Below are 18668 nucleotides of genomic sequence, written 5' to 3'. Positions count from 1 at the left end.
TAAATCGAAATGAAAGGATGTGGAAGAATGTCAATCTTCAATGAAAATTCAAAGGTAATAATTATTGGCGACAGAGATGGTATACCAGGACCGGCTATGGAAGAATGCATAAAGACCACACCTGCAGAGGTAGTATTTTCAGCAACTGAGTGTTTTGTCTGAACGGCTGCAGGAGCGATGGATCTTGAGAATCAAAAGAGGGTAAAGGACATGGCTGAGAAATACGGCGCAGAGAACATAGTCGTGTTGATCGGTGGAGCAGAGGCTGAATCAGCAGGATTGGCTGCTGAGACGGTAACAGCTGGAGACCCTACATTCGCAGGTCCATTAGCAGGAGTTCCGTTGGGACTCAAAGTATACCACGCAGTAGAGCCTGAGTTTAAGGAAGCAGTAGATGCAGGAGTTTATGATGATCAAATAGGCATGATGGAAATGGTGCTTGACGTGGATGCGATCATTGCTGAAGTCAGTGCTATGAGAAATCAGCATACTAAATATTGATACTCCACTAATATAAGGAGAGGAGGGAACCAAATGGGGAAATTAAGAATTGTACATTATATTAACCAGTTCTTTGCCGGCATAGGCGGAGAGGAAAAAGCTGACCACAAACCAGAGGTCAGAGAAGGTGCACTTGGTCCTGGTCTTGCTATTCAGGCTGGTTTTGGAGGGGAAGCTGAAATCGTTGCTACTGTTATCTGCGGGGACAGCTATTTTGGTGAGAACATGGATGATGCCAAGGCTGCTGTGCTGGAGATGGTCAAGGGCTACTCGCCTGATCTGTTTATAGCAGGCCCTGCTTTCAATGCAGGAAGATACGGAGTTGCTTGTGGTGCGATAACAGAAGCCGTTCAAGCGGAACTGGGGATACCTGCTTTGACTGGCATGTATATCGAAAACCCGGGCGCTGATATGTATAAGAAGTCAGTTTATATAATATCCACCAAGAATAGTGCTGTAGGAATGAAGGATGCAGTTGCAGCTATGGTTCCGCTGGCAAAGAAGCTTGTCAGCAAGGAAGAGATAGGTGCTCCTGAGGTTGAAGGCTACCTTCCAAGAGGAGTCAGAAAGAACTATTTCGCAGAAAAAAGAGGATCAGAGAGAGCTGTAGATATGCTCCTTAAGAAATTGAAGGGTGAGGAGTTCGAGACAGAATATCCAATGCCAGACTTTGACAGAGTACCACCAAATCCTGCAGTAAAGGATCTTTCCAAAGCTAAGATCGCACTTGTAACCTCAGGCGGTATTGTGCCAAAGGGAAATCCGGATCACATAGAATCATCATCAGCTTCCAAGTACGGGAAATACGACATAGATGGAGTTTATGACCTGACTGTTGATACCTATGCAACTGCTCACGGCGGATACGACCCTGTATATGCAAATCTTGACGCTGACAGAGTTCTTCCTGTAGATGTATTGAGAGATCTTGAGAAGGAAGGCAAGATTGGTGAGCTTCATAGATACTTCTATACTACAGTAGGTAATGGTACTGCAGTAGCCAGCTCCAAGAAATTTGCTGCTGAATTCAGCAAAGAACTTGTCGCTGATGGAGTAGATGCAGTTATCCTGACCTCAACCTGAGGTACCTGTACTCGTTGCGGTGCAACGATGGTAAAAGAAGTAGAAAGAGCCGGGATACCAGTAGTCCACATCTGTACTGTAGTTCCAATATCGCTGACAGTAGGAGCAAACAGGATCGTTCCTGCGATCGCTATACCTCACCCGCTTGGAAATCCAGCATTGGATCCGGCGGAGGAGAAAGCTCTGAGAAGAAAAATCGTTGAAAAAGCTCTTAACGCATTGACGGTTGAAGTAACTGAACAAACAGTATTCGAAAAATAATTTACTGGAAATGGGTGATTGACAAATCACCCATTTCCATACAGAAATATATTATGGAGGTGACTCACTTGAGTTATTCAGTAGTAAAAGGAACAAGCTATATTCTGGTGCATGCTCCTGACATGGTACTCCATAACGGTACCACTCAGACAACAGAGAAGCACCTTAATCCAAATTCAGAGTATCTTAAGAATCTTCCCAACAGTCTCAGGAGCTATGAGGAGGCTGTAAACTATCTGCCAAATCAAGTATATATAGGGAACAATACACCTGAGGATCTAAGATCAAATCCACAGCCGTGGGTAGGACTGGATGTCCCGGGAGCATCCAGGAACGGTAAGTATGGAGAAATATTGCCCCAGGACGAATTTATCGGTCTTATTAAAATAGTCGATGCTTTCGATCTCGTCAAGCTAACCACTGACTTCACCGCTAAGGTCAAAAAGCAGCTTGGTGACCATCCACTCATTAGCGATGAGCTGATTTCAAGAATGAAGGCTGGAGACGAGCTTGCTGATATCGAGAAGCTAATTGCAGAACAGGGAGCAGAGCCTATTTACCTGGATAATCAGCTAATAGGTTGTGTTAAACGAGCCCATGATGTCGACGTGAATCTAAATGCACATGTTATCTTTGAGAATCTTGTGTCCAAGGCTTCAGGAGTTCTTGCAGCTCTTCACCTCGTAAAGAACACAGGAATAGATCCTGCTGAGATAGAATATGTACTGGAATGCTCAGAGGAAGCATGTGGTGATATGAATCAGCGTGGAGGAGGAAATTTCGCAAAGGCCATAGCTGAGGTTGCAGGTTTGGTAAATGCTTCAGGATCAGACGTAAGAGGCTTCTGTGCAGCACCAACTCACGCAATGATATCGGCAGCGTCATTAGTTAAAGCAGGAACCTTCAAGAACGTTCTTATAGTATCTGGTGGCTCAACAGCTAAGTTGGGTATGAACGGGAAAGACCATGTCAAGAAAGGTCTGCCTGTTCTCGAGGATGTAATCGGGGGCTTTGCAGTTCTTATCAGTGAAAACGATGGTGTCAGCCCGGTTTTGAGAACAGATCTGGTTGGAAGACATACAGTTGGAACAGGATCATCACCGCAGGCAGTCATCACTTCTCTCGTAACTGAACCACTGGACAGAGGGAATCTCAAGATAACTGATATCGATAAGTACTCAGTTGAAATGCAGAATCCGGATGTAACAAAACCGGCTGGAGCAGGCGATGTTCCAAATGCAAACTATAAAATGATCGCTGCTTTGGGAGTAAAGAGGGGCGAGCTGGACAGAAATGATATCAATGACTTTATAATCAAGCACGGCATGGAAGGCTGGGCTCCAACTCAAGGTCATATACCTTCAGGGGTTCCCTATGTAGGGTTTGCTAAGGAAGAACTTGAAAAGGGCAACATCAAAAGAGTTATGATAGTTGGTAAGGGAAGTCTTTTCCTGGGCAGAATGACAAATCTGTTCGACGGTGTTTCAATAGTAATGGAGAAAAACCAAGGAATCGTGGAGGAAAGCAAGGGTGTATCCCAGGATGAGGTAAGAAGCCTTGTGGCAGAAGCCATGAGAGATTTTGCTTCACACCTTCTGCAAGGATAGAGGTGACGATATGGCAACAGATAATATAAAAACAATGATAGGCAGCATCTTTAATGAGATCGCAGATGCAATGGAGACCGGTAGCTTTGGCAAGAAGGTCCGAGTAGGTTTGACTACCCTTGGCAGCGAACTGGGAGTCGAAAACATGATCAAGGGTGCTGAAATGGCACAAAAAAGAGCGTCTCATATTGAAGTGGTACTGATAGGACCAAAGGTTGATTCGGCCCTGACCCAGGTAGTTGTGGAGAATGAGGACCAGGGCTATAAAGAGATGGAGAGAATGCTGGACTCCAAGGAGCTTGATGCTTGCGTTACTCTTCATTACAGCTTCCCCATAGGAGTATCGACTGTCGGAAGAGTTGTAACCCCGGGTAAAGGTCGGGAAATGATCATTGCTACGACTACCGGTACATCCTCAGCGCATAGAGTTGAGGCTATGGTAAAGAATGGTATCTATGGTGTTATAGCAGCCAAGGCTATTGGCATAAAGAACCCTACAGTAGGCATACTCAATGTTGACGGAGCCAGACAGGTAGAAAGGGCTTTCAAGGAACTGACTGTGAAGGGTTATCAAATAAACTTCACTGAATCCTCAAGAGCTGACGGAGGAGCTGTAATGAGAGGAAATGACCTCCTTGCAGGAACTCCTGATGTAATGATAACAGATACCTTGACTGGCAATATTATGATGAAGGTGTTTTCATCCTTTACAACAGGTGGCAGCTACGAGTCTCAAGGCTACGGATATGGTCCTGGCATAGGTGAAAACTATGACAGACTTATAATGATACTGTCAAGAGCATCAGGTGCTCCTGTGATTGCAAACGCAATTTCATATGCTGTCGAGCTGGTACAGGGAGATGTTTTAGCAGTTGCAAAGAAAGAATTTGAGGCAGCCAACAAGGCTGGGCTTAAAGAGCTTCTTTCATCACTTACAAAAGAAGTGAAAAAAGAGGAATCCAAAGCAGTAGCTAAAGCTCCTGAGAAAGAGCCTGTAACAGGCACTATAGATGGAATAGATATTATGGAGCTTGAGGATGCAGTCAAGGTTCTATGGTCAAGTGGAATTTATGCAGAGTCCGGAATGGGATGCACAGGACCAATAGTGATGGTAAATGAAACAAAGATAAGCGAAGCACTGGGAGTACTCTCTAAAGCAGGCTATTCAGTAGGACAGGCTGAAGACTGCTAAACTAAGATATTATTGGGGGAATGTCATAAAACGGATATTCCCCGATATTATTTTTTGCTTTTTTCTCGATTTACACTGAAATAGGTATGAAAATTGCATAAACAATTGTTTACCCCACCCTGATTTGATATAATATAAATGTAGTATTTCGGGAGGGGGGAGCATTATGAGGTTAAATTATGATTTAACGTTAGAGCAAAGCCAGAAGCTGGTAATGACTCCAGAACTCAGGCAGGCTATTCAGCTGCTCCAATATACAAGCCTGGAGCTTCGGGATTATCTTTCAAAGGAGCTGGAGGAAAATCCGATGCTCGAAATGGAAAGAAGCGACGTGGACTCCCAAACGATAGAAAACCTGAAGGAAGATAAGGACGTTGATTTGAAGGAGTTTCTTGAAAGCTTCGATGATATAAGCTACAAAAGTGAAATCGACAGATCCAGAAATGAGTACTCCATGGATAATTACATCAGCTATTCGCCTACCCTCAGGGATCATCTTACTGAGCAGCTGAACATGATAAGCATAGGCTCAAGAGAGTACAGAATAGCCGATTACATCATAAACAATATAGACTGCAATGGTTATTTTTCCTCAACTGCTGAGGATATTGCCGCTCAGCTTTGCGTCTCGATTGAAGAGGTCGAGCTTATGCTTTCAGTGATCCAAAGCTTTGAACCAACCGGGGTCGGTGCAAGGGATCTTAAAGAATGCTTGCTGCTGCAGGTGAAAGATACTAAAGATCAGATACTTAAAAATATCATCATGAATTACCTGGAGGATATTGCTTCCAATAAGCTGGCAAAGATATCAAAGGATTTGGGCATAACAATCGAGGATGCACAGGAATACGCAGACTGGGTCAAGTCCCTTGAACCAAAACCAGGAAGAACCTTCAGAAGCGATGGAGAGGACATTAGGTATATCGTACCTGATGCATCCATTGAAGAGATCGATGGAGAGTTAATTATAACCATTAACGACATTTCCGGACCTAGGCTTAACATTAATGAGTATTACAAGAATCTTATAATAAACACAACTGATGAAAAAACCTCTGAATTTCTACAGGAAAAGTTCAATTCAGCCCTTTGGATAATCAAGAGCATTGAACAGAGAAGGAAAACGCTTTATAAAGTAATTGAATCGATTCTGAACAGACAAAGAGAATTTTTCAGGCATGGGGAAAAGGTTCTCGTGCCGATGACTCTGAAGGAAGTCGCAGAGGACGTAAAGATGCACGAATCTACGATTTCACGGGCTACTAATGGGAAATATGTACAAACTCCAAGAGGAGTATTTGAACTTAAATATTTCTTTACCACAGGGCTTTCAGGCACTGACGGGGACGTATCCGCTACATGCGTGAAATCGATGATTAGATCCATGGTGGCTGGTGAAGATCCCAAAAAACCTTTAAGTGACCAGCAAATATCTGAGATCCTCGAAAAGAAAGGCGTCGAGATATCCAGAAGAACAGTCGCAAAATACAGAGATGAGTTGAATATTCCATCATCGACACTCAGAAGGAGATATTAATTGGGGTTGGCCTTGCAAATAAGCCAACCCTGTACTATAATATAAGTGAGCTATATTTTTTTACCCATGGTGGGACAAATATATAATCGCCGGGACATAATTAGTCCATAGTATAGGAGGTGGTATTATAGAATTCTTGAATAGATTGTCAATAATAGCACCTGAGGCAATAGACATCCTCGAAAGGAGATATCTTATCCTTAAGACAGTTGCCTTCAGACAACCGGTTGGAAGGAGAACCTTGGCAGCTGAGCTTGGCTTATCTGAAAGGATAGCCAGGTCAGAGCTGGATATTATGAAAGGTCTTAGGTTATTAAACTCAGACAATATGGGTATGTATGTTACAGACTCGGGTCTGGAGCTATTGGAGAGTCTGGATGAAGCGTATAATTCCATCAAGGGGATACCTGAGCTGACAGAAAGGGTTATAAAAGCTATAGGAGTAAAGTGTTTAATGGTAGTACCTGGAGATTCTTCAACAAGCAATCTGGTTCTCGCTGAGATGGGTCGTTCAGCAGCGGAAATACTGAAGAAAAAGCTTGATGGCAGAGATATCGTTGGCGTTACAGGAGGCAGTACTATGGCTGTCGTGGCAGACGTGATAACATCAGAGAAAAGATATCCGGATGTTACTATAATACCTGCCAGAGGAGGACTTGGGACTGATATATACACTCAATCAAACTCAATAGCAGCAAAGATCGGACAAGCTTTGGGAGCGAAATACAGACTGCTTTATCTCCCTGACAGCATGGGCGAAGATGCAAAACGGCTTGCCCTCGGAAACGAGGAGATAAAAGAAATACTGAAAATGATCGATCACATGAGAGTATTGCTATTTGGTATAGGTCGCGCCGATACAATGGCAAGGAGGAGGACGCTCCCTGAAAGCAAGTTTGATGACCTGATGAGGAATAATGCGGTGGCAGAGGCGTTTGGACATTATTTTGACATTTCAGGAAGAGATCTTTGGGAGTATAAAACAGTGGGGCTTTCACTGGAAACATATCTAAAAGTTCCGGAGGTTATCGGAGTTGCCGGCGGAACTGAGAAGGCAGAGGCGATTATTGCCGTTTCATCGATCCGAAAGGACATGACTCTGGTCATAGATGAAGCTGTGGCAAATAGAATATTAGAAATTAAAAACTAATCAAGAGGAGGAATTTATATGACTTTAAGAGTGGGATTAAGCGGATTTGGCAGGATAGGTAGAGATGTGGTCAGGGTTTGGGCTGAGCAAAATGTAGAGGACTTTGAGATAGTTGCTATAAATGCATCTGGCAACATTCCGGATTTGGCTCATCTTTTCAAGTATGACAGTATATATGGGAAGTTCGAGGGAACCATCGAGACTTATGACAAAGGATTTATTATTAATGGGAAGAAGATTCCAGTGGTTGCTTTCAGAGATCCGATAGATATTCCCTGGGGAAAGCTTGGAGTAGACCTTGCTATAGACTCCACCGGAGCTTTCAAGGATAAGAAAGACCTTATGAAACACATTGAAGCAGGTGCCAAAAAGGTGATGATAACCGCTCCTGCAAAGGATGAGGACATAACCATTGTAATGGGTGTTAATGACCATTTGTATGACCCGGAGAAACACGTGGTAATATCCAACGCATCCTGTACGACAAACTGTCTTGCTCCTGTTGCAAAGGTGATACTTGACAAGCTGGGGGTAAAGAAAGGCCTTATGACCACTGTTCATGCGTATACAAATGACCAGATGGTCCATGACAAGAGACATAAGGATCTTAGAAGAGCAAGAGCTGCAGCCGAGAATATAATACCGACTACTACAGGTGCAGCAAAAGCGGTTTCCCTTGTTCTTCCGGAGCTTAAGGGCAAGCTGAATGGATTTGCATTAAGGGTTCCAGTGCCTACAGTGTCACTTGTGGACGTAGTTTTCGAAGTGGAAAAACCGACTACCAAGGAAGAGGTAAATGCATTCCTCAAGGAAGCAAGCGAGGGAGAATTAAAAGGAATCCTCGGATTCAGTGAAGAACCTCTGGTATCAAGAGATTTCGTTGGAGATAATAGGTCATCTATAGTGGATGCCGACTCTACAATGGTAATAGACAACATGGTTAAAGTAGTATCATGGTATGACAATGAGTGGGGTTACTCAAGAAGAGTAGTCGACCTGGCAAGTCTCATAGCTTCAAAGATGTAGTATTATCAGGGTCGGGTCCATATGACCCGACCCGTTTTGCGTTACCACAAAACTATAAAGAAGGTGGATGGCATGTTGAATAAAAAAACAATAAGAGATATGGATATTCAAGGGAAGCGAGTACTCGTAAGAGTAGACTATAATGTACCTATGGATGAGGAAATGAATATAACTGATGACATAAGGATAACAGCATCATTGCCCACTATAAAATATCTTCTGGACAACGATGCATCCGTCATTCTTATGTCACATTTAGGCAGGCCAAAGGGAGAACCCAAGGCAAAATATTCAATGGCTCCAGTGGCCAAAAGACTGTCTGAGCTGCTCGACAGAGAGGTCATCTTCGCAGACGATGATATGGTCGTCAGTGACAAGGTGAAGGCAATGGCTGAGTCCCTTAAACCAGGACAGGTCATGATGCTTCAGAATACAAGATTCCGTAAGGAAGAGGAGAAAAACGGAGAGGAGTTTGCTGAGAGCTTAGCCTCATTGGCGGATATTTATATCAACGACGCCTTTGGAACCTCACACCGTGCTCATGCATCGAATGTTGGAGTTTCAAGACATCTTCCCTCAGCACTGGGATTCCTGGTAGAAAAGGAAGTAGGGATAATGGGCAAAGCGCTTGATGAACCGCTAAGACCATTTGTGGCTATATTAGGTGGAGCTAAGGTATCAGACAAGATAGGAGTTATAGAAAATCTTATTACCAAGGTCAATACAATAATAATTGGAGGAGGCATGGCATTCACATTCCTTAAAGCCAAGGGGCTTGAAATAGGCACCTCACTTTTAGAGGAGGATAAGCTGGATCTTGCCAAAGAGCTTATGGAAAAAGCAAGGAAGTATGGTGTAGCTCTGATACTTCCCATAGATGTAGTTGTTGCAAGGGAGTTTAAGAACGACTCTGAGCATTTTAATGTTCCAGTTGAGAGTATACCTTCTGATATGATGGGTCTTGATATAGGTCCTGATTCCATAGCACTGTTCGAGAGTGTAATCAGTGAGGCGAAGACGATAATCTGGAACGGGCCAATGGGTGTTTTTGAAATGGACAGCTTTAATAAGGGAACCTATGCGATTGCTGAGGCTATGGTAAAGTCGGGTGCAATAACTATAGTTGGTGGAGGAGATTCTGCTGCTGCTGTTGAGAAAGCAGGGCTTGCAGATAGGATGACTCATGTTTCGACCGGAGGAGGAGCATCACTTGAGCTTCTTGAAGGGAAACTGCTCCCCGGTATAGACGCCATCAGTGAATAAGGAGGAATTCGGTTGAGAAAACCAATAATAGCAGGAAACTGGAAGATGAATAATACAATCGAGCAGACGAATGATCTCATAAAGGAGATCCTTGAGATAGAATTGAGTGGAGATGTTGAGACTGTGCTTTGTGTTCCTTACACATCGATACAGGCTGCAATAGAGCTTACAAGGGAAACTGGGATAAAGATCGGAGCACAAAACCTCCACTGGGAAAAAAAAGGAGCTTATACAGGCGAAATTTCGTCTGTAATGCTTAAGGAGCTAGGGACGGAATATGTAATAATAGGTCATTCCGAGCGCAGACAATATTTCTGTGAAACTGACGAGACTGTCAATATGAAGCTCAAGGCAGCATTAAATGATGGCTTGATACCTATTGTATGCGTGGGCGAGACCCTTGGGCAAAGAGAGGATGGAATTCATCTGACCCTGGTAAAGGATCAGATAGTGAAGGCTTTTAAAGATATTGGATCAAAGGATGCTGAAAAAACAGTTGTAGCTTACGAACCTATTTGGGCTATAGGTACAGGCAAGACAGCGACATCCGAGCAAGCGAATGAGATGTGCGGCCTTATAAGAAAGACCCTGGAGTCACTATATGACAAGGGCACTTCCTCTGTTATAAGGGTCCAGTACGGTGGGAGTGTCAAACCGGACAACATAAAGGAGCTTATGTCCATGGAGCACATAGATGGTGCGCTGGTAGGTGGCGCAAGCCTTAAGGCCAGTGATTTTGGGAGACTAATCAACTATAAGACGGAGGAAGCAAATGTCTAAGAAACCTGTAATGCTTATGATATTAGACGGCTTTGGAATAGGACCAGACGGTCCCGGGAATGCGGTCAAGCTTGCACGGAAACCGAATTTTGACGATCTCATGGCTAAGTGGCCAACCACAAAACTAAAGGCTAGCGGCCTTTCTGTAGGTCTTCCTGAGGGCCAGATGGGTAACTCTGAGGTCGGACATCTAAATATAGGCTCCGGGAGGATAGTTTATCAGGAGCTGACAAGGATATCCAAGGATATCGATGATGGCGGGTTTTTTAAGAATGAAGCTCTTCTTGGAGCCGTAGAAAACGCAAAAAGGAACAACAGCTCAGTGCATCTGATGGGTCTTGTATCGGATGGCGGAGTACACAGCCACAACACTCATCTTTATGCGTTATTGAGGCTCATGAAAAACGAGGGCATCGACAAGGTGTTTGTTCACGCTATCCTTGATGGGAGGGACGTTCCTCCAACTATCGGCGCCAGACAAGTTGGCGAGCTTGAGAAAGAGATCAGAGCTATAGGCGTTGGCTCAATTGCAACTGTGTCGGGAAGATATTACACTATGGACAGAGATAAGCGTTGGGAGCGGACTAAACTGGCATATGATGCCATAGTATCAGGAATCGGTCCAATCGCAGATGATCCTGTTAAGGCAGTAGAGGATTCTTATGCTGCAGGAATAACCGACGAGTTCATGTTGCCTACTGTGATCCTTAAGGATAACTATCCTGTATCGACCATAGAAGATAAGGATTCAGTAATCTATTTCAACTTCAGGCCAGACAGAGCCAGACAGATAACAAGGGCGATAATGGACGATGATTTTACCGGTTTTGAGCGAAACAAGAGAGTAGATGTGCACTTTGTTACAATGACCGAGTACGATAAGACGATCGAGAACATTCATGTTGCCTACAGAAATGACGGACTTGAGAATACGCTTGGGGAGTATATTGCCCACAAAGGCATGTCACAGCTAAGAATAGCTGAAACGGAAAAATACGCTCATGTAACCTTCTTTTTTAATGGGGGGCGTGAGGTTCCCTTTGAGAATGAAGACAGAGCTCTCATACCATCGCCAAAGGTCGCTACCTATGATCTGAAGCCTGAAATGAGTGCATATGAGGTTAAGGATGAGGTCCTTAAGCGAATAGAATCTATGAAATATGACCTAATTATCCTTAATTTCGCCAACCCTGATATGGTAGGCCATACAGGAGTCATTGACGCAGCAGTAAAGGCAGTGGAAACAGTGGACAGTTGTCTGGGCGAAATAGTAAAAAAGATGATGGAGTACGATGGAAGAGTTATAATCACATCAGATCATGGGAATGCTGAAGTGATGATCGATACCGTTAATGGTGGTGCCTTTACCGCCCACACGACTAATGATGTGCCGCTGATATTGGTTGGGGAAAGAAATATTAAACTAAGGGCCGGTATTTTGGCTGATCTTGCACCTACGATCCTTGAGCTTTTAGGACTTGATAAGCCAGTTGAAATGACAGGGGAGTCCCTGATAATAAATTGAACAGGAGAGTGATAGAATGAGCTTGATAACAGATGTATACGCAAGAGAAGTGTTAGATTCCAGAGGTAATCCTACCGTTGAAGTCGAGGTTTGGACAGAGCTTGAGGCATTTGGGAGGGCAATAGTGCCTTCGGGGGCATCAACAGGTATATACGAGGCAGTAGAGCTTAGAGACATGGACAAGTCCAGGTACCTGGGCAAGGGAGTACAGAAAGCTGTAGACAACGTAAACAATATAATTGCTGATGAAATAATTGGTCTTGAAGTATTCGATCAGGTTCTTATCGATCAGATACTGATAGAGCTTGATGATAGCAGCAATAAGGGAAAGCTGGGAGCCAATGCTATACTGGCAGTATCCATGGCAGCGGCAAGGGCAGCAGCAAATGAATTGGGAGTGCCTTTGTATCAATATCTGGGCGGAGTAAACGCCAAAACTCTCCCTGTTCCCATGATGAACATCCTAAATGGCGGCGAGCATGCCGACAATAACGTTGACATCCAGGAGTTCATGGTAATGCCTGTAGGAGCAACAAGCTTTAAGGAAGGACTTAGGATGGGTACAGAGGTATTCCATAATCTTAAAGCTGTTTTAAAATCAAAGGGTCTCAGCACATCAGTCGGTGATGAAGGAGGCTTTGCTCCTAACCTGTCCAGCAATGAGGAAGCTCTGGCAACGATAGTTGAGGCGATAAAAAAGGCAGGCTATGAACCAGGAAAAGACATCGTACTTGCACTGGATGTGGCAGCATCAGGAATGTATAATGAAGAAAGCAAAACCTACAATCTCGAGGGCGAAGGCAGAGTGTTGACAGTTGAGGAGATGGTCAAGTACTATGAGGAGCTTGTCGAAAAATATCCTATAGTATCAATAGAAGACGGCTTGGGAGAGGATGATTGGGACGGCTGGAAGCTTATGACAGATAAGCTTGGCAATAGGATCCAAATCGTTGGTGACGACCTCTTCGTTACTAATACTGATAGATTGCAAAAAGGTATTGAAATGGGTGTTGCCAACTCAATCCTCATCAAGCTGAATCAAATAGGTACTATAACGGAAACCCTGGATGCAATTGAGTTGGCAAAAGTAAATGGCTATACTGCAGTTATATCTCACAGGTCAGGAGAAACAGAGGACTCCACTATTGCAGATTTGGCAGTGGCTACTAATGCAGGTCAGATAAAGACTGGTGCTCCGTCAAGAACAGACAGGGTGGCTAAGTACAACCAGCTGCTAAGAATTGAGGATGGACTTGGTGAAATGGCAAAATTCAAGGGCATCAAGACCTTTTACAATATCAAAAAATAATCTTTGACAACCTATTGATACAGAGGTAAAATAAAACGCACATGCAAATAATTTGCATTTGCGTTTTATTTTTTTCTGCGAGGGTATAACTTACAAGTAATCGCTAAGGAGGTCAAACAATGAAATCAATGAAAATTCTTATTATAATGATTGCGGTTTTTACCTTAATATTTGCAGGTGGTTGTGAAGCAGGTACAGCCACTAATGAACAAGAGCTTGTAAATCATGAGACTGTAGGTGGAAAGATATCCATTACAGCGACGCTATTTCCTCAGTATGATTTTGCCAGGGAAATAGGGGGAGAATTGGTTGAAGTCACACTTTTATTGCCTCCTGGAATGGAAGCACATTCCTTTGAGCCAACACCGAAGGATATAGTATCCCTATCCAAAACAGATATATTTTTGTATACTGGTGAAGCCATGGAGCCCTGGGCAGCTAATATAGTAGAGAATTTGAAATCTCAGGGGGTATTGGTTGTTGATCTGTCAGAGGATATCCCTGCGCTTAAGCTGGACGATCATGTAAATGACCAAGGGGATGAAGATGGCCACGAGGATGGGGATCATGGAGTTGATCCGCATTACTGGACTGATCCGAACATGGCTGTCATTATGGCTGACAGTATAAATACCGCTCTACATGAAGAAGATCCTGAGAACTCCGCATACTATACTGAGAACACCGAAATACTCAAGGAAAAGCTGATCAAGCTGGATCAGGACATACGAGATGTAGTTGACCATTCGAAGTCAAACACAATTCTATCTGGAGGGCATTTCGCATTCGGATATTTCGCCCACAGATATGGCCTTGAGCATATGTCCCCTTATGAAGGCTTTTCACCAAATTCTGAACCAAGTCCCAAGAGCATAGCAAGTCTTATGGAGACTATTGCTTCTACAAATGCCCAGGCGATATTTTATGAAGAGCTTGCCGATCCCAAAGTTGCCAGAGTGATTGCAGAGGAAACTGGGATCCAGATACTTCTTCTGCATGGTGTTCACAACGTATCCATTGATGACCTTGAGTCAGGAAAAGGCTATATTGATTTTATGTATGAAAATCTTGAGAACCTAAAGATAGGGCTGGGATATGATGAATAAAATATTAGAAGTCAGGGATCTGTGCGTCAATTACAGGCAACAGGAGGTTTTGAAAAATATTTCCTTTGAGATAAACGAGGGAGATTATATTGGGCTTGTCGGAGCAAATGGATCAGGAAAAACAACACTGGTCAAGGCGCTTCTCGGTTTGGTTGAAGCTGCATCAGGAGAGGTAGTCTCCTATTCAGCCAAGGGGTCCAGGGGAAGCATAGGGTATCTTCCGCAAGTTGCTGTGACTGGGAATACTCTTTTTCCAGCTGAGGTACATGAGGTCATTGCAGTCGGCTTGATCGGTTCAAAAAGCTTTCCTAAAAGGATAGGCAAGGAGGACGACAGGAAAATAGACGATATCCTTAAAAGGCTTGATATATACAGCCTGAAGCATAAAAAAATCGGCGACCTGTCGGGAGGACAGCAGCAGAGAGTTCTACTGGCGAGAGCCATGGTCAACAATCCCAGGCTATTGATATTGGACGAGCCGACAAGTGCTTTGGATCCAAAGGTAAGAAGTGACTTTTTCATGCTGATCGGAGACATCAATAAAAATGAGGGAAATAGTATCCTTCTGGTATCTCATGACATTGCTTCGATCAGAAAATATGCTGGAAAGATTATGCTGCTGGATAGGGAAATCGATTATTTTGGCCCAGCTGCAGAATTTCCGGAATACGACCATATTCATTGAGAGGTGACGTGTCAAATTGACCGATATATTTGAATTGATTAAGGAGGCTTTAAGCTATAGCTTCATGCAGCGAGCCATAATAGTTGGGATATTCATAGCACTCAGTAGTGCGCTCCTCGGTATTTTCCTTGTACTTAAGAAATATTCCATGATAGGCGACGGCCTGGCCCACGTGAGCTTCGCTACAGTTGCAATAGCACTATTTTTTGGAACTTCGCCACTATTGGTTTCTATCCCCATTGTAATACTATCATCTATATTCATAATGCAATTGAATGAAAAGGCGGGGCTTCATGGAGATGCTGCAATTGGATTGGTCTCATCCTTTTCCGTAGCCTTAGGTGTCTTGATTTCAAGTGTTGCCGGTGGATTCAACATAGACCTGTTCAGCTATTTGTTTGGGAGCATCTTGGCAATAACGGACTCAGATATGTACTTGTCTATTGTTTTGGCAGGATTTGTGATCGCGCTTGTCGTATTTTTCTACAATGATCTGTTTGCAGTCACGCATGATGAGGAATTTGCCAGCGTAATAGGCATCAGAACAAAGCTCATGAACTACCTTATTGCAACTCTTGCTTCCATAACAATAGTCCTGGGGATAAGAGTAGTAGGTACAATGTTAATCTCAAGCATGATAGTATTCCCAACGGTCACTGCACTTCAGGTTTCAAGGAGTTTCAAATCAACTATAGTGATTTCAGCATTGATATCAGTTGCAGCAGTCATAATAGGGGTACTTGCATCCTACGTTTTAAATTTCCCGTCAGGTGCCACAATAGTAATGGTAAATGCACTGGTTTTCATTGTATTCTTTGCATTAAAGCCTATTCTAAGAAGTTAGGAGGGTGGATGATGAAACAGGACGATATAGTATTACTGTTGAAGGCAAGCAGCATCAAGGTTACAAAGCAACGGGTAGGGATATTACAGCTTCTTTCTGAAGCAGATTCGCCATTGACTGCTGAGGATATATATCTTACACTTTCGGGAGGAGAAAAAGGCACTGCCAACCTGTCAACTGTATATAGAATACTGGATGCCTTTACTCAAAAAGATATCCTTATAAAAACGAATCTCAATCTCGAGGGAAAGGCCACCTATGAGTTGAATCACAGAGAGCACAGACATCACATCGTTTGCACTGTGTGCAATGAGATAATACCGATAAAGGGTTGTCCTCTGGGGGACTATGAAATTAAGATCAGGAAATCCACCGGTTACGAGATAGTAGGCCACAATCTTGAAATAAGAGGAGTGTGTCCGAAGTGTCAAAAAGCAAAAAGGGAATAAACACAAATGACTTTTGCCGTTGCTTTTACTATTAGGCTATGTTAAAATGTTAATGTTATAGACTTGGATAAATAATTATTTGGGATACAGGGGGTGTGGGAATGTCAACTTTGTTTTCAGTCTTAATGCTGGTAGCCAGCATCACCATGATAGTCAGCATCGTCATGCAGGAAAGCAAGTCAGAGGGCCTTGGAGCCATGGGTGGCGGATCTGCCGATTCATTGTTCGGAAAGAGCATTGGTACCAGCAGACAAGCTATGTTGAGGAAGGTTACTATTGCTTCGTCAATAGTGTTTATAATTTCTGCTATAGCACTGGCAGCATTTTAAGGAGGAGGGTAAAATGGATTTTATTTTGATCGCCGCTCCATTGACTGGAGTGGTTGCTTTGTTGTTTGCATTCTACAAAGCATCAACTATCAACAAGGTAAGCCCAGGCAACGACCGAATGAAAGAAATTTCAACCTACATCCAGGAAGGTGCCATGGCATTCCTGTCAAGACAATATAAGTCATTGGCAATCTTTATCGTATCATTATTCGTAGTACTGGCATTATTGATCAATATTACTACAGCAATAACTTTCGTATTCGGGGCCGCATTCTCAATGCTTGCAGGCTACTTTGGAATGAAGGTTGCAACAAAAGCAAATGTAAGAACAGCTAATGCTGCTATGGAAAGTGGAATGACCAAAGCTCTTAACGTTGCATTCTCAGGAGGGGCAGTTATGGGAATGAGCGTAGTAGGACTTGGCATCATTGGCGTTGGAGTTTCTTACATTATTTTTAAAGATCCGGCGATCATTACAGGATTTGGATTGGGCGCTTCATCAATTGCACTTTTTGCAAGAGTTGGTGGAGGTATTTACACTAAGGCAGCAGACGTTGGAGCTGACCTTGTTGGTAAGGTGGAGGCAGGGATCCCAGAGGATGACCCAAGAAACCCGGCGGTAATCGCTGATAACGTTGGTGACAACGTTGGTGACGTAGCAGGAATGGGTGCTGACCTTTTTGAGTCTTATGTCGGAGCGATAATATCGGCTATAACTCTTGGATTGGTAGCATTTGGGGAGCAAGGTGTACTGTTTGCACTTGCTTTGGCAGCAGTCGGTATTTTAGCTTCAATTGTTGGAGCATTTTTCGTTAAGGGTGATGCAGACCCACAAAAATCACTTAACAAAGGTACGCTTGTAAGCTCAATAGTGACAATGGTAGCAGCTGCATTTTTAAGTCAGGTCATATTGGGAGCTTTTGCGCCATTTGTAGCTATAATGGCAGGACTTGTAGTTGGACTTGCTATTGCAAAAATAACTGAGATGTTTACATCAGCAGACTACAGGCCAGTTAAGAGGATAGCAAAGGAATCTGAAACAGGAGCCTCAACAAATATAATCGGGGGCCTCTCAGTTGGAATGATGTCAACAGCAGCTCCAATCATTGTAATTGCAATCGGTATTCTTGTGGCATACTATGTGGCAGGCGGAAATGCTGAGCCGGCAAAAGGACTTTATGGTATTGCGCTGGCAGCGGTTGGAATGCTGTCAACTGCAGGTATGACCATTGCAGTTGACGCTTATGGTCCTATTGCAGATAATGCCGGTGGTATTGCAGAAATGTGCCATCTTCCTAAAGAAGTTAGAAAAATAACTGATAAGCTCGACTCAGTAGGAAATACTACAGCAGCTATAGGTAAAGGCTTTGCCATAGGTTCAGCAGCTCTTACAGCACTTGCTTTATTTGCTTCCTATACGCAAGCTGTTAAGCTTGCATCGATCGACATAACTAAACCAACCGTTATAGCAGGTCTTTTGATAGGCGGGATGCTTCCGTTCCTGTTTGGTGCATTGACCATGGATGCAGTAGGAAAAGCTGCTTTCAAGATGATCGAGGAAGTAAGAAGACAATTCAGGGAAATACCAGGTATCATGGAAGGAACTGCGACCCCTGAATATGCAACCTGTGTAGATATAAGTACAAAGGCGGCACTCAAGGAAATGATAGTTCCAGGGATGCTGGCAGTTGTAGTTCCAATAGCAATTGGTTTGATACTTGGTGCGGAAGCTCTGGGAGGGCTTCTCGCAGGTGCACTTGTTACGGGTGTATTAATGGCGATATTCATGTCCAATGCAGGTGGAGCTTGGGATAATGCCAAGAAGTACATCGAAGAGGGGAATCATGGTGGAAAGGGCAGTGAGGCTCACAAAGCTGCTGTAACCGGCGATACTGTTGGAGATCCGTTCAAGGATACATCAGGACCATCGATGAATATCCTGATAAAACTTATGACTATTGTAGCTCTTGTTTTCGCCCAGGTATTCGTTACCTACGGAGGCAAGCTGTTTTAGAAGAGAA

Annotated in this window: 17 protein-coding genes; all 17 read left to right on the top strand. The window is 43.5% G+C overall.

Features of this window, described 5'->3' with window-relative positions; all coding sequences use genetic code 11:
- Positions 1-27 precede the first annotated feature (27 nt).
- Positions 28-501: a glycine/sarcosine/betaine reductase complex selenoprotein A gene (grdA, locus tag EC328_RS08275; protein WP_128426344.1), complete on the top strand. Its 474-nt coding sequence runs from the start codon at positions 28-30 to the stop codon at positions 499-501.
- Positions 502-534: 33 nt separating this feature from the next.
- The gene (gene grdB, locus EC328_RS08270; RefSeq protein ID WP_128426343.1) at positions 535-1845 is read left to right on the top strand and encodes a glycine reductase complex selenoprotein B; all 1311 of its coding nucleotides are present in this window, start codon (positions 535-537) and stop codon (positions 1843-1845) included.
- A gap of 68 nt (positions 1846-1913) precedes the next feature.
- Complete coding sequence (gene grdC / locus EC328_RS08265; protein WP_128426342.1) at positions 1914-3452, top strand: glycine/sarcosine/betaine reductase complex component C subunit beta; 1539 nt, start codon at positions 1914-1916, stop codon at positions 3450-3452.
- A 10-nt stretch (positions 3453-3462) separates the two neighbouring features.
- A complete protein-coding gene (gene grdD / locus EC328_RS08260) occupies positions 3463-4644 on the top strand; it encodes a glycine/sarcosine/betaine reductase complex component C subunit alpha (RefSeq protein WP_128426341.1) in 1182 nt (393 codons plus the stop codon).
- Between the two features lie 166 nt (positions 4645-4810).
- Positions 4811-6181 (top strand): RNA polymerase factor sigma-54, encoded by a 1371-nt coding sequence (rpoN, locus tag EC328_RS08255; protein WP_128426340.1) that lies wholly within the window; start codon positions 4811-4813, stop codon positions 6179-6181.
- A 136-nt stretch (positions 6182-6317) separates the two neighbouring features.
- Positions 6318-7331, top strand: coding sequence for a sugar-binding transcriptional regulator (locus EC328_RS08250; RefSeq protein WP_128426339.1), 1014 nt, complete (start codon positions 6318-6320; stop codon positions 7329-7331).
- Positions 7332-7349: 18 nt separating this feature from the next.
- Entirely contained in the window at positions 7350-8357 is a 1008-nt protein-coding gene (gene gap, locus EC328_RS08245) for a type I glyceraldehyde-3-phosphate dehydrogenase (protein ID WP_128426338.1), read from the top strand.
- A gap of 75 nt (positions 8358-8432) precedes the next feature.
- Positions 8433-9620: a phosphoglycerate kinase gene (locus EC328_RS08240; protein WP_128426337.1), complete on the top strand. Its 1188-nt coding sequence runs from the start codon at positions 8433-8435 to the stop codon at positions 9618-9620.
- 12 nt (positions 9621-9632) lie between these two features.
- The gene (gene tpiA, locus EC328_RS08235) at positions 9633-10400 is read left to right on the top strand and encodes a triose-phosphate isomerase (protein WP_128426336.1); all 768 of its coding nucleotides are present in this window, start codon (positions 9633-9635) and stop codon (positions 10398-10400) included.
- Entirely contained in the window at positions 10393-11925 is a 1533-nt protein-coding gene (gpmI, locus tag EC328_RS08230; protein WP_128426335.1) for a 2,3-bisphosphoglycerate-independent phosphoglycerate mutase, read from the top strand. The genes tpiA and gpmI overlap by 8 nt, the downstream gene beginning before the upstream one ends.
- Positions 11926-11941: 16 nt before the next feature.
- A complete protein-coding gene (eno, locus tag EC328_RS08225; RefSeq protein ID WP_128426334.1) occupies positions 11942-13234 on the top strand; it encodes a phosphopyruvate hydratase in 1293 nt (430 codons plus the stop codon).
- 119 nt (positions 13235-13353) lie between these two features.
- The gene (locus EC328_RS08220; RefSeq protein WP_128426333.1) at positions 13354-14340 is read left to right on the top strand and encodes a metal ABC transporter solute-binding protein, Zn/Mn family; all 987 of its coding nucleotides are present in this window, start codon (positions 13354-13356) and stop codon (positions 14338-14340) included.
- On the top strand, positions 14333-15025 hold the full coding sequence (locus EC328_RS08215; RefSeq protein WP_164906081.1) for a metal ABC transporter ATP-binding protein: 693 nt from the start codon (positions 14333-14335) through the stop codon (positions 15023-15025). Before EC328_RS08220 ends, EC328_RS08215 begins: the two co-directional genes overlap by 8 nt.
- A 16-nt stretch (positions 15026-15041) precedes the next feature.
- The gene (locus tag EC328_RS08210; protein ID WP_206363839.1) at positions 15042-15869 is read left to right on the top strand and encodes a metal ABC transporter permease; all 828 of its coding nucleotides are present in this window, start codon (positions 15042-15044) and stop codon (positions 15867-15869) included.
- Between the two features lie 11 nt (positions 15870-15880).
- The gene (locus EC328_RS08205; RefSeq protein WP_164906080.1) at positions 15881-16318 is read left to right on the top strand and encodes a Fur family transcriptional regulator; all 438 of its coding nucleotides are present in this window, start codon (positions 15881-15883) and stop codon (positions 16316-16318) included.
- 101 nt (positions 16319-16419) lie between these two features.
- Positions 16420-16647 (top strand): preprotein translocase subunit SecG, encoded by a 228-nt coding sequence (secG, locus tag EC328_RS08200; RefSeq protein WP_128426330.1) that lies wholly within the window; start codon positions 16420-16422, stop codon positions 16645-16647.
- A gap of 13 nt (positions 16648-16660) precedes the next feature.
- Positions 16661-18661 carry a sodium-translocating pyrophosphatase gene (locus EC328_RS08195; RefSeq protein ID WP_128426329.1) on the top strand — a complete coding sequence of 667 codons (2001 nt, stop codon included), beginning with the start codon at positions 16661-16663 and terminating at the stop codon, positions 18659-18661.
- Positions 18662-18668 lie beyond the last annotated feature (7 nt).

It is taken from the genome of Gudongella oleilytica (assembly GCF_004101785.1).
Classification (GTDB): domain Bacteria; phylum Bacillota; class Clostridia; order Tissierellales; family Tissierellaceae; genus Gudongella; species Gudongella oleilytica.
This window is presented reverse-complemented; position numbering and strand designations above follow the sequence as displayed.